The sequence below is a fragment of the Pseudalkalibacillus decolorationis genome (genome assembly GCF_024609785.1).
In the GTDB taxonomy this organism is placed as follows: domain Bacteria; phylum Bacillota; class Bacilli; order Bacillales; family Fictibacillaceae; genus Pseudalkalibacillus; species Pseudalkalibacillus decolorationis.
In genome coordinates, this window is the sequence record NZ_JANHJQ010000031.1 from 1 (window position 1) to 13,505 (window position 13,505).

General features: G+C 40.4%; 11 protein-coding genes. 1 reads left to right on the top strand and 10 read right to left on the bottom strand.

The annotated features are described in order from the left end of the window. Window positions 1-242: 242 nt before the first annotated feature. The 8 genes from NON16_RS21230 to NON16_RS21265 all read right to left on the bottom strand — a co-directional run bounded on the left by NON16_RS21230 (window position 243) and on the right by NON16_RS21265 (window position 9,469). Window positions 243-425, bottom strand: a complete 183-nt coding sequence (locus tag NON16_RS21230; RefSeq protein ID WP_257351421.1) for a hypothetical protein — start codon at window positions 423-425, stop codon at window positions 243-245. Between the two features lie 48 nt (window positions 426-473). After that, the gene (lepB, locus tag NON16_RS21235) at window positions 474-1,028 is read right to left on the bottom strand and encodes a signal peptidase I (RefSeq protein ID WP_257351422.1); all 555 of its coding nucleotides are present in this window, start codon (window positions 1,026-1,028) and stop codon (window positions 474-476) included. A gap of 243 nt (window positions 1,029-1,271) precedes the next feature. Continuing rightward, a complete protein-coding gene (locus NON16_RS21240) occupies window positions 1,272-3,170 on the bottom strand; it encodes a PrkA family serine protein kinase (protein WP_257351423.1) in 1,899 nt (632 codons plus the stop codon). A 988-nt stretch (window positions 3,171-4,158) separates the two neighbouring features. Continuing rightward, complete coding sequence (gene trmL, locus NON16_RS21245) at window positions 4,159-4,629, bottom strand: tRNA (uridine(34)/cytosine(34)/5-carboxymethylaminomethyluridine(34)-2'-O)-methyltransferase TrmL (protein ID WP_257351424.1); 471 nt, start codon at window positions 4,627-4,629, stop codon at window positions 4,159-4,161. Window positions 4,630-4,771: 142 nt separating this feature from the next. Continuing rightward, window positions 4,772-5,662 (bottom strand): amidase domain-containing protein, encoded by an 891-nt coding sequence (locus NON16_RS21250; protein WP_257351425.1) that lies wholly within the window; start codon window positions 5,660-5,662, stop codon window positions 4,772-4,774. Window positions 5,663-5,942: 280 nt separating this feature from the next. Continuing rightward, entirely contained in the window at window positions 5,943-6,476 is a 534-nt protein-coding gene (locus tag NON16_RS21255; RefSeq protein WP_257351426.1) for a methylated-DNA--[protein]-cysteine S-methyltransferase, read from the bottom strand. 58 nt (window positions 6,477-6,534) lie between these two features. Continuing rightward, window positions 6,535-7,680 (bottom strand): tRNA epoxyqueuosine(34) reductase QueG, encoded by a 1,146-nt coding sequence (queG, locus tag NON16_RS21260; RefSeq protein ID WP_257351427.1) that lies wholly within the window; start codon window positions 7,678-7,680, stop codon window positions 6,535-6,537. A gap of 82 nt (window positions 7,681-7,762) precedes the next feature. Beyond that, window positions 7,763-9,469, bottom strand: coding sequence for an ABC-ATPase domain-containing protein (locus NON16_RS21265; protein ID WP_257351428.1), 1,707 nt, complete (start codon window positions 9,467-9,469; stop codon window positions 7,763-7,765). 63 nt (window positions 9,470-9,532) lie between these two features. Here NON16_RS21265 and NON16_RS21270 point away from each other — a divergent pair, with 63 nt between their 5' ends. Then, window positions 9,533-10,198, top strand: a complete 666-nt coding sequence (locus NON16_RS21270) for a B3/B4 domain-containing protein (protein WP_257351429.1) — start codon at window positions 9,533-9,535, stop codon at window positions 10,196-10,198. Between the two features lie 448 nt (window positions 10,199-10,646). On the opposite strand, the gene NON16_RS21275 is transcribed toward NON16_RS21270, so the two are convergent. Further along, on the bottom strand, window positions 10,647-10,817 hold the full coding sequence (locus NON16_RS21275) for a YqaE/Pmp3 family membrane protein (protein ID WP_257351430.1): 171 nt from the start codon (window positions 10,815-10,817) through the stop codon (window positions 10,647-10,649). Between the two features lie 154 nt (window positions 10,818-10,971). Further along, the gene (locus tag NON16_RS21280) at window positions 10,972-13,251 is read right to left on the bottom strand and encodes a bifunctional 2',3'-cyclic-nucleotide 2'-phosphodiesterase/3'-nucleotidase (protein ID WP_257351431.1); all 2,280 of its coding nucleotides are present in this window, start codon (window positions 13,249-13,251) and stop codon (window positions 10,972-10,974) included. Window positions 13,252-13,505 lie beyond the last annotated feature (254 nt).

Genomic DNA, 13,505 nt, shown 5'->3' on the forward strand with positions numbered 1-13,505 from the left:
TCCCGTATATAAGTTTTCGGGGCTCCATCCCTTCAGCCATTTGGTTTTCGGCCCACTGTCTTGCTGTCTACGCTTAAAGATAGGAGTTACCTCCAACCCTCCAAGACTCGCTACAGGTGAATGGCTAGTTCTTACCTGATGGGGTTCCCACCCATTATGGAATATCACCTATGCTCGGACGCTCTATACTTTCTTAACGTAAAAAAAGAACCCACCAGTTGATATTGGCGAGCCCTCTATTGTTATTTATCGTCTTGAGTGTTTTCTTTCTCATCATGTTGTTCCGGATCTGGTGTTTTACCGCTCTTTTTTACATTTTCATTAGAGGATATATTCTCCATAACTTTGCTGTGTTCTTGTAATTCTTTTTCATTTCGTACCATTGAACTGTTTTTTGGTTTATCATCTTTGTCGTAACCCATCATATACCACCTCTTAATCATCTATTCCCTGTTCTTCACCAGATAAAACCTTTATTCAATCAGTTTAAACTCTGATACCGGCCAGTACCGAAGATTAACCTCACCGACTATTTTATCAATTGGAATAAAACCAATATGGCGACTATCGATGCTGTGCAATCGATTATCTCCGAGTACAAAAACAGTACCTTCAGGGACACGTTCCTGTCCCGTAATGTCCTTTAACGTGAAGTCACCAGTTAACTGACTTCCCTGCTCAAGGTCCTTTCTAAACCGCTTAAGGTAGGGTTCTTTTATCGGTTCACCGTTTACAAATAATTTGTCATTTCGATATTCGATTTTATCTCCTGGAAGTCCGATGATTCGTTTAATATAATCTTCCTTTTCATTCGCATGAAAAACAATTAAATCAAACCTCTCAGGCTTTGTTATGTCATAATTTATTTTATTTACAATTAAACGATTGCCTTCTTGTATCGTCGGCATCATTGATTCTCCGTACACCACATAGTTCGTAAATAGAAACTGACGAACTACAAAAGCGATTAAGAGCGCAATACCAATTGCTTTGACCCATTCCCAAAAACCATTATTTTTTTTGGTCATTAAGCTGACACACCCTTTTTATTTATTATGTTTAATCTACCATTTAATACAATTCCCCTGCAAGTAAACAACCTGTTAAATTATTATAAAGATCGCTTTTGTCAAGGATTAATGCATAATCTTATGTATAACCCAACCCAATATCCAAATTATGCCCGTCGCAATGCGAAAATATCAATTGTGGCGGGGTTTGAAAACGGGGCCAGGTACCGTCAATGAACGGTTCCTGACCCCGCATGTAATTTAACGGTTAAGGAGGCTTCCTACATATCGTAAGAGTTCGTTTGCGGATATGGAGTTATATCCATGTTCATCAATTAGCCGGGCAATGACTTCGTTCACTTTCTTTAACTGAGATTCGTCCGGTGTCTTCGTCGATGTGGTAATCTTTACAACATCCTTCAAATCTGCAAACAATTTCTTCTGGATTGCTTCACGTAATCTTTCGTGTGAGTTGTAATCAAATTTCTTGCCTTTACGTGCATAGGCAGAGATACGTATTAGGATTTCTTCACGGAAGGCTTTCTTCGCATTCTCAGAAATACCAATTTGTTCTTCAATTGAACGCATCAGCTTTTCATCTGGATTCATTTCATCACCGGTTAACGGATCACGCAACTTATTTTTGTTGCAGTATGCTTCCACATTATCTAAATAATTTTCCATTAATGTTTTCGCAGATTCTTCGTACGAATATACAAACGCCTTTTGGACTTCTTTTTTCGCAAGATCATCGTATTCTTTCCGAGCTACTGAAATAAAGTTAATATACTTTTCACGATCCTCCTTCGAGATAGAAGCATGTTGGTCTAACCCATCCTTCAATGATCGCAGCACATCCAGTGGATTAATCGCCGAAATATCTTTACGAATAATAGCAGAAGAAATACGGTTAATGACATAACGCGGATCAATTCCGCTCATACCCTCATCGTTAAATTCCTTTTGAAGCTCTTCCACATCTGCTGAATTAAACCCTTCTACATTTTCTCCATCATACAGGCGCATCTTCTTTACATAGTCTACTCCCTGTTTACTAGACTCCTTCATCCTTGTAAGCACTGAGAATATCGCAGCGACCCGAAGTGCATGCGGGGCAATATGGATATCAGCAATGTCACTTTGATTGATCATCTTTTCGTAAATCTTCTCCTCTTCAGTTACCTTCAAGTTATAAGGAATAGGCATGACGATAATCCTCGAATGCAATGCTTCATTCTTTTTATTCGATATAAACGATTTATACTCTGCTTCGTTTGTATGAGCAACGATAAGTTCGTCAGCCGAAATTAATGCAAATCGTCCTGCTTTAAAATTACCTTCTTGTGTCAAAGACAACAAATGCCAAAGGAACTTTTCATCACACTTCAGCATCTCTTGGAACTCCATCATACCACGATTTGCTTTATTCAATTCACCATCAAAGCGATAAGCTCGGGGGTCAGATTCCGACCCGAATTCTGCAATTGTTGAAAAATCAATACTCCCTGTCAAATCAGCAATATCCTGAGACTTTGGATCAGACGGACTGAATGTGCCGATCCCAACCCGCTTGTCTTCGCTAAGGAAAATTCGCTCTATCATCATGTCTTCAATCCGTCCGTCATATTCTTGTTCAAGACGCATTACGTTCAGTGGTGATAAAGACCCTTCAATTCGGATACCATAATCCCTGTAAAAGTCTTCCCGTAAATTGTGCGGGATCAAATGCAATGGATCTTCGTGCATCGGACACCCTTTGATTGAATAAACGGCTCCTTCATCTGTACGCGAATAGGCTTCAAGTCCCCTTTTTAACATGGTCACAATTGTAGATTTACCACCACTTACCGGTCCCATCAGTAGTAAAATTCGTTTCTTTACATCCAGTCGCTTTGCTGAAGGATGAAAATACTCCTCTACGAGCCGTTCAACTGAGTCCTCCAACCCGAAAATTTGATCAGAAAAAAACTTGAACTGCTTTTTGGAGTCGCCCCTTTCTCCGATTCCATGACTTTTGATCATATTATAAACACGAGAATGGGCAGATTGAGCAACTTCCGGACGCTCTCGTAGAATCTCCAGATATTCAGCGAAGGTACCTTCCCAAACCAATTGTTTCTCTTCTTGACGGTGTTGTTGCAATTTCCCTAAAATATCCATGCGTACCCCCTCCAAGGAATAATGGTGCGATTAATACATCGTATGCCTTGTTTTACCGTATCATTCAAGCTTATTTTCCAATACAACGAACCCTTTTCAACCAACGCCAAAATTTCGTCGTTAATCATTACTATAAATGCGATACAGTCGATTAAATATTAATGAGAGCACGATTATTATGAGTAAAAATAGTGAGGTCAATGACACGTTGCATGGTACAGAGCACCGGGTATACATACCTTATGAGCGTTTGCCTATAAACGTGATTAATGCCTTTGATGCGGGGATGATCTAAGCAGTGAGCGTCATAAATACTAGGTCAAAGACGTTAGATGGAAGTACGATTACGCAACAACTTGCGAAAAACCTTTACAATAAGTATTTTTCCCAGGTTACATTTCGTTTGTATTAGAATGAAATTCAAAAAATAGTAAGCGGAAAGGAGGTTTCAAGACTAAAATTGATGGGGTAAAAATCACTGAGGAAAAACAGAAACTATTTTCGTCACAGTTTTTCATACACATTTATTAAAATTTTGCTATAATGGAAGTTAAGAATGGATAAACTAGGCTTTAAAGGAGGATTTCATATGACCTTTATCCTCATTTTAGCTGTAACTTTAGCCTTTTTGGTGTCTATTTTTACAGCAGGATACAATGATCGTCCGGGAACAAAATAAGCGCATAGCTACATATTAGCTGTGTATGATAAAGGGTGGACCATTAGGAGCAATTCCTGTTTGGTCCACCCTTTATTTAAAGAAAGTATAAAATTTTGCTGCATGGATGCAATGTCTAGCTCCAGCGCCCAGGTGTTCGAGGTCGCTTCGATTCTTCCACAAACACAAAAAGGCGTGTTGTGCTACAGAATCTCCAGCGCTTGCACTCTCAAGCATAAGTGCAACTTAGGCAATCGCCTTCGCTATGCTTGGCGCTGGCCTAGTTTTCTTTATCACACCTGAACAGGGCGCTTCCGCTTTTCTTGATGTTTATGTGAGTTCAAGGAAATCTTGTTGACGTAGCGCTTCATAAATCAAAATCGCGGCTGTGTTTGAAAGATTAAGCGATCGAACACTATCGTTCATCGGAATCCGTAAACATTTCTCCATATTTTCTTTTAAAAGTTGATCAGGCAAGCCTGTTGTTTCACGGCCAAAAATGAAGTAATAGTCCTCATCAGGTTCACTATAATCAAAATTACTATGCGGTTTCTTCCCATGCTTCGTAAGGTAATAATACTGCCCTTTATTTTGCTCGAAAAATTCTTCTATAGACTCGTGATAAACGACATTCACATGCTGCCAATAGTCGAGCCCTGCACGCTTTAACATTTTATCTTCTGTCGAAAATCCAAGTGGACGAATTAAGTGTAACGTCGTATCGGTAGCAGCACAGGTTCTCGCAATATTTCCTGTGTTTGCCGGGATTTCTGGTTGATATAAAACGACATGTATAGCCAACTGCATTCACCTCAATATTGATTTTAAAACGTTGAAGGAGTTTCTAATACCGTAACTCTTCAAACCCTACTTATTATAGCATGTCTACCATGGAATCGAAATCGGGGGAATATGACGGAGGAAACAAAAAGACAGCTGAAAATCAGCCGTCCACGACGCGAAAGAATTTATATTTTATTTGTGGCGTATAAGCTGTTGAGTCGGTGTATTCCCAGTAGCGCATCCGACTATTATACGTGTGTGCGTTTACAAGAGGCATACCGTATTCATCCTTTGCTACCACCATTGTATTATGCTGCCAGCTTCCATCCCCATCAAAATCATAACAAATCACATCTCCTGGTAGTAATTGATCAGCTGAACCGAGCTCTTCCCCTCTTAACCCTTGCTTGGATCCACTTAAATACCATCTTAATGCATTCGCAACCGACCAGCTATAACTCCAGTTATTACCTTGATACCACCAGCCTTTTGACCGATTTGGATACCCACGCATCGGTGCTCCTCCTGCATGAAGGCATTGTGATATGAAATTCGTACAGTCGTTTTCAAATAATCGGTAGGCCGTATTATGTGAATTCCACCATCTCTCTGCATATTTCACTGCTTCAAGTCGATTATATTGATAGCGAGGCATTGGTGCATGATCAGGATCTCGTTCTAGGTTAGAGTGTTCAGCATTTATATCTCCCTCAACATTTAAGCTTTGATCGTAACGGATTTCATTATTATGAATAATTGCTTTTCGCCTTTCCATACTTTCTTCCACATAAAATTTAGTATTCTGTTTAACTAAGTAAGAGCGAAGAATTAAATATAAGACCTCTTGCTCTTTATTATGGGAACGACTTTCAAGAATTTTCGCCTTCACTTTAGCATTTACGATAACCGCACTTCGATCATTCATACTCATCAGCTTACGATCCAGTGCTTCTCTCTCTGATGAATGCAATCGATCATCCTGTATCTGGTCTCTTGTGAAGGAGGCGTTGTATTCTTCAATGAATTGTCTAAGAGATACAAGCCATTCCATTTGCAACCCTCCTTTACTCTCATTCCTCCCATATGTATGGTTAAGCACACAAAAAAAGAACCCCCCATGAGGGTTCTATCGTGGAAATATAAAAGAATAAAATTTTGTCGCATAGATGTGTCTAGCTTCAGCTCCCAGGTGCTTCCGCTTTTCTATTTGTCTAGCTCCAGCGCCTATGTGTTCGAGGTCGCTTCGATTCTTCCACAAACACAAAAAGCGTGTTATGTGGGAGAATCTCCAGCGCTTGTCACACCTAAACTAGGCGCTTCCGCTTTTCTTTTTATGAACAAATTTGCGAAGGATGTTTTTCAAGATCTAATAAGATTTCTTTTTTATCGAGGCCGCCTCCATACCCAACTAATGATCCATTGCTTCCGATAACACGGTGACATGGGATTATAATTGGCAACGGATTCTTATTATTCGCACTTCCGATTGCTCGAACTGCTTTAGGCGATCCGATCATTGTAGCAATATCTTTATAAGAATATGTTTCACCATAAGGAACTTCTATTAACCCTTTCCATACTTTCTTCTGAAAATCAGTTCCAAAAAGGTCAAGTGGAAGATCAAACAGCTTACGTTTACGCGCAAAGTATTCATCAATCTGAACAATATAAGGTTGTATGGATTCTTGTTGATACTCCAATTCAGCCGTAATTAGTTGCTTTTTGAGCCATACTTTAATTAGCGGCAAAATCTTTTCCGCTGGGCCAAAATCAATCCTACATAGTCCAAAATCTGTTTTCAAAAGTGTGAGGGGGCCGATAACACTATCCATTTCCCCATAATGTACGCAAAGTCTATTAACCATATTATCCCTTCTTTTTACCCATTTCCTAAATCATACTGAACAAGATTATATAAAACCATCACGAAATTACTTGTTTTTCCGTCATTTTGAGGCTTTTATCGATTTCTGCAACGACTTTTGTTTCATTTTCTCTCTCTTTTGCTTGTTTAAGTGCTTTTTCGACTTCTAGTCCGCCAATCTTACCAAGGGCCCATGCCGCTGTCCCACGAATGACAGGTCTCGGATCATTCATTAGTGATGCGGTTAGATCTGGGATCGCCGTCCTATCTTTAAAATTCCCAAGTGCAATGATCGCATTTCGCTGGATCGGTTTCTTACCTCTCCAGGAGCCCGACACCGGACCGAATTTTTCCTTAAACTGACGATTGCTCATCGATAAAAGTGGCTTTAACTTTGGCTTCGCGATCTCAGGATCCGGTTCCATTTCAGGATGGTGATGGATGTCGATCCCTTTGTTTTCTGGACAAACCTGCTGACATGTGTCACAGCCATAAATCCGATTTCCGAGTTTTTCACGGTACTGCTCTGGTAAGAATCCTTTAGTCTGTGTCAAAAAGGCGATACATTTATTTGAATCAAGCTGTCCACCAGTGACAAGTGCACCAGTTGGACAAGCATCAACACATTTGTTACACGTCCCGCATTGGTCTGTCATCGATTGATCGGGTGGGAGCGGCACCGTTGTAATCAATTCACCTAAATATACGTAGGAGCCAAACTCAGGTGTGATCGTCGCACAGTTCTTCCCACTCCAGCCAATGCCCGCTCTCTCTGCGACTGCTCTGTCCGACAACTCTCCCGTATCGACCATTGAAAGAGTGTTGGCATTAGGTACAAGCTTCGTGATAAATTCTTCAAGCTTTTGCATACGGTCACGAAGAACATGATGATAATCCTTTCCCCATGACGCCCTGCAGAAAATACCTCGGCGCTCCACTTTCGTGCTTCTTGGTGAACCATTCATTTTTGAAGGATATGCCAGTGCAATTGCAATAATCGTTCGTGCTTTCGGTAACAAAAGCTCCGGATTTGTTCGTTTTTCAATATCCGCTTCTTCAAAGCCTGATTGGTAGCCTAATTCTTGTTGAGTGCGTAGTCTTTCCTTCAACTCTACGAACGGATCAGCTGTTGTAAATCCAATTTTATCAATTCCGATTGTTCTACTATATGCAATGATTTCCTCTTTCAACTGGGCACCTGTCATCATTTGACCCCCTTTCTTTTTAAAATCGTTAAAATGCCCTTAGTTTGTGTTCGAAAATAGGGCGAATCCAAGAACTATATCTCTATTTGTTTATCTTCAAAGTCCGTAATCGATTAAGTGCTGAAGCTAATTCTAACATACGCGGCCGAGCCAAGTCACCCGGATGCTGGTTAGGAAATTCTGTAAATGACTCCAACCCTTTTTGGTTCATTTGCTTTTCAACTTTTTCGAGTAAATGTGCAATCGTTAGATTCTCTAGCCAGTTCTTTTTCTCCAAAAAATGAAGAATCTCAGCAATCGCCCTCGTCTGACTTGGATCAGTCAATTGCTCTACATAGTCAAGCTTGATATCAGTCATACCAAACTGAATCGTCTTTAGTCCTCTAGCTGAAACTTTTGAACGTTTGCCTTTACGGCTATCTAAGCTGGCTGAAGTAGGTTTCCGCTGATCAATATCGCCAAATAGCTCACCACCTTCAATATCGCGACCGGTAGCTGTGTCCCGTGCAATTTCCTTTGCCTTATCTGTGACTTCATGAGGTTTATATTGGTCCATTAAAATCACCGTATCAGCTACGTCAAAATAATCTCCGGATCCACCCATCACAAGTATGGTCGATATCGAGTATTCCTGATAGAGTTGTTTAACCTTATCGATAAACGGTGTGATTGGTTCTTTTTCTTTCGACACCAGCTGCTGCATACGCTTATCCCGTATCATAAAATTCGTCGCACTCGTGTCCTCATCAATCAATAACACCTTTGCCTTCGCTTCAATTGATTCAATGATCGTTGCCGCTTGTGACGTACTTCCACTCGCATTTTCAGACGAAAAGTTTGACGTTGTTTTTCCAAAGGGTAGGTTTTTAATAAAGGGAGAGATGTTTACGTTCGTAATTCTACGCCCGTCCTCTGCCCTTACTTTCATTGCAGCATTGTGGCTGAGAACGTATTCCCTACCGTCCCCTGCGATATGATCATACACACCTCGTTCAATCGCCACAATCACCGTACTTTTCCCATGATAACCTCCACCTACAACTAGTGTGACCCCTTCTTTAATCCCCATTCCCGTAATTGGGGTGTCCCGATGGGGAAGTGTGATGGATACCTCGAGCGATCCGGGAGATTGAAACGGAACAACGTTGTCCACATTTAGCGGCCGATCATTAATTCCACTCTTCCTTGGCAGTACCGATCCATTCGCGACAAACGCAACTAGATTTTCCTTTTTCAAATAATCACGAATTGCAGTTTGTTGGTCACATAGTTTCACCGTTTCCAAAACTGCTGCTTCCTCTAATGAATAAACAGAACTACGAACGATATGAGGTAGAATTACAGAGAACATCTTCTCCGCTTGTTGACCTAGAACCGTCCTCCCCTTCGCAGGTAATCCGATCGACAAACAGATAAATATAGAGTTACTTGATAAATTGACAGCAGTCCGTTCCAACACTTCTTGCCCAGGCTGATCGATTGTAATCATTCCACCCATGCCTGAACCACCTGCACACTTATCCTGATCTTGAATCGCCATTGCAACACTTCGGGCAATTGTATCCTCTATGCGGATTTTCCGCTCACGAGTCAATTCCCATTCCTCTTTTATAATCGTTCTCGATTTCGGAACCTCTATTCGAATTTTTGATGGAGTGGCGAATGGATCACCCTGGACATGATCAATATGTAGACGATAATCTTTAAACTTGTAAGAACCACGAATTTCCTTATACGCTTTGTATCCTCTTCCATCGATTTTTTCCAATAAATTTCGTAGCTTATGCACCGTTCAAACACTCCTTCAATCAATGTGTTAAACTGAACTAAAACTTTATGTAGAGGTGACAAAATGACGATCACCATGTCGAATCAAATTCAAACTCTTTTCTCTCATTTTAAAATTGGAGCCATTCAATATAATGATATCACGGTTGAAGACTCACCTAAAATGTTAGCTGGACGATTGCAATTATTTCAAGAATCACTGATGCTGGATGTCGATACAAATCCAATCTCATCAATTGAACCGATTCAGGAATGGCGGCAAATATTCAAAAAGGCAGGTACCGACCCTTCCAGGTATCGCCCTTCCTCTGAAGCGTTATTAAGACGTGTTTATAAAGGCAATCAGCTTAGCCCAATTCATTCTGCCGCAGATACGAATAATTTCTTTTCACTGCAGTACCAGATACCACTCGGCATATATGACTTGGCAAATATTAAAGGTGAAATTGTCATAGATATTGGATTAGAAGAGGATCAATATGAGGCGATTAACGGTCGGAACATGGATATGAGCGGTAAAATACTCACTCGTGATGATATCAGTGCATTCGGAAGCCCGATCATCGATTCGAAGAGAACGATGGTGACGCCAACAACGAAGGATGCAGTGCACATCGTTTATTTCCAACCATCATTAACCGAGGAAAATTGTCATGAGATGCTTAGAGCGATTGAAAAAATGTTCATTCAAGTACACGGTGGCACCTCATCAAGTAAACTCGTTTTGTGAAATGAAAAACCAACAATTATCTCTTATTATCTTGGTATCTCGAATTTTTTACATGAATTATTCGATATTCGGATGAATTATGTCTGTTTTGGCTGGATTCCAGATTTTCCGGATGAATTATGCTTTGTTTGGCTGAATTTTGGAAATTTCGGATGAATTATTCTCTGCTTGGATGAATTCTGGAAATTCCAGATGAATTATTCCCTATTCGGCTGAATTCTGGAAATTCCGGATGAATTAATCCCTGAACGGCTGAATTTCAGATTTTTCGGATGAATTATTTTGAAAAAGACTGTAGAGGTGATCACCGTAATTGCACTTATACAAATAAAACGCAACACCTCGTATTCTAAACAAGACGCTGCGTTAAGTTGATTTTTATTAATATAAGCAGGGATGGAACATATTATGAACAAAACCTCCAAAAATGGAGGTTTTTTATTTCACGTTAGGCCATACCCCTACGATTCTCTCGATGCTGATGTACCATAAAGAATGCATGAATCACACCCGGTACCCAGCCGATAATCGTTAGAATAATACTTAATAACGTTTGTGATTTTCTTCCAGTTAAAAATACTGCAAGTGGTGGAAGTAATATTGCTAGTAAGTAAAGCATCGATGTCTTCCTCCTTTATGAGTGTACTATGAAGAATACCCTAATCAGGAGGTGATTAAACAAATCCCGGTATTAATCAGTATGTTAATACTTTCGTGTAAAAAAGCCAACCAGAAATCAATTTCCGGTTAGCTTAATCTTTGACTGTACACACCTATTTGTTGAGATCTTTATTTTCCCATGCTTCAATCAATGCATTTGCCTGTTTATTCAAATCCTTTTTCGCATTGTTACTGATAAACTTCTCCATAGATGGTTTATTCAAGTGCTTGAGGAAATCTTGCATTTTCTTAGTTGCTTGTTTCGTGTGACCTTTCTCCAACTGATGCTCAGCCTGTCGTAATTTATTTGTGAGCTGGACAGCTAGTGGATGCTTAATGTCACCTGACTCAATATAGCCATCCACGAGAGTACGTAAAGAATTTACGCTAGGTTCTGGATCTTCTTCATCAGGTGCCGATAAATCCATCGCATACTTCACGAAGCCATCAGCAGCCTCACCAACAAAGGAGATATTCCCTTGCTCATCAATGAGTTGGCGAGCTTCCGGTGAAGAGTTAAATGTCGCTTGAACATTACCATCAACCGGTGCATAGGTCCAATTATCATCGGCTGATGGGTCAATTGTGACATTATTCTTGATGTAGTCAATCACTGCTTGACGATTTTCTATTTGCGGTGATAGTACAATATTGCTGCCATCTAGATGAGGGAAATTTCCGCCACCGCTAGCTCGATAATTATTTGTCGCTATCAAGAATGCTTGATCCTCATCAATTGGCTCACCGTTGAATTGCAAATTAACAATTCGATGAGAATCCGGATTAATTAACTCTCCATCGTCACTGTATCGCTGTGGATTCGTTACATCGATTTCATATGTAACGCCATCAATTACATCAAAGTTATACGCTGCAAAACTTGTATTAATAAGCGATTGCTCTTCTGTCGTATTTGGATCAATCCGGTTAAATTGGCCAGCAGACATTTCAAGCCACTCTCTAACCTGTGCTCCGTTCAATTTAACTACCTTTAATGTGTTCGGATAAACGTATAAGTCGGCCACATTTTTGATCGCGATCGGGCCTTCAGGGATATAGGTGTAATAATCAGCACCGCCACGACCCCCAGCTTTAAATGGTGCCGCTGCTGATAAAATTGGCATACCTTCATACTCAGTACCTTGAACGATCTTCTCTGTATACCAAGTCTGTGCATCCGATACAATCTGGACGGACGGATCATCTTTCACACGTGCAAAATAACTGTAAATCGGAGCTGTCGTTTCACCGACTTGGCCACGAATGTATTCGAGCGTTGATTGGTGATCTCCTTGAACAGCATCTAGGATATCTTGGTCCGGTTCAACGAGTGGCTCACCAGTCTCCGAATTATAAATCGGCCTTGCTTCTGATTTAGAATCAATTACGTCCCAATCTTCCCCGTCCTTTTGTAGCGTTAAATCTACAATTCCGAGATGGTCGCCCCACATACCCGCTTCAACAGATGGAACGCCATTAATGGTCCCCTTCTCAAGGTTTACATTCTCTAGCCCTGCAAAATCATCGCTAGGAAAGATAAGGTGAGAATGTCCAAAAAGAATAGCGTCGATACCTGGAATCTTTGTAAGGTCATAGACTGCATTTTCTTCCTTTTCAGTGATCTCAGGAGTTCCTACACCAGAATGGGGAATCGCGACAACAATGTCAGCACCTTCTTTTACCATTTGTGGAACAAACTTCTGCGCCGTTTTATAAATATCTTTAGCAATTACTTTACCTTCAAGGTTAGCTTTATCCCACTGCATAATTTGTGGCGGAACGAAACCGATCACCCCGATATCGACGGTGTGTTCATTCCCCGCTTCGTCAGTCACCTTTTTAGGAATGATTTTATAAGGTGTGAAAAAGTTCTCATCATTGGCAGGGTTATCATCCCCGTCATCTACATAGACGTTTGCATTGATATATGGAAAATTCGCATCATCAATCGCCTCTTGCAAAAACTCAATGCCATAATTAAATTCATGATTTCCGATGTTCCCAGCAGCATAATCAAGCTGATTCATAGCCTTATAAACTGGGTGAACATCGCCCTCTTCTAACCCCTGCTTGGAAATGTAAGAAGCAAGCGGATTACCTTGAATTAAGTCCCCATTATCAAATAAAATGGTATTTGCTGTTTCACTACGTGCTTGTTCGATAAGCGTAGCGGTCAGAGCAAGCCCAAATTCACTCGTCTGCTTGTCCTGATAGTAGTTATAGTTCACGACATGAGAATGAATATCTGTCGTCTCCATCAGTCTTAACTGTACAGTGCTGTTCGAATTCTCATCAGCTTTTGGAGCGTTTTGATAAACTGGCACCAGAACGAAAAGCATAGCCACAGCACATAAAAACAGACTTATCATCTGCCTTTTTCCATGTGTTCTCATTTTGAAACCCCCTTCATATTTGGTTATCAGAATCGTTCGTTACCTAGGTGCATCAACGTTTCAGTACAGACCAAAAAGACTGGAACTAAATATGCTGACCAGTTGAATTACTATGTAAAATTAAATAAATTCAGTCACGACTGCAATAATAAAGGCAACTAAACTAGTTGAGCATAACGATGCAGTGCCTGTTAACGAAGCAACCACTGATAACTAAAAATTGTGAAAAATAAACGGACATGGACACATCATCA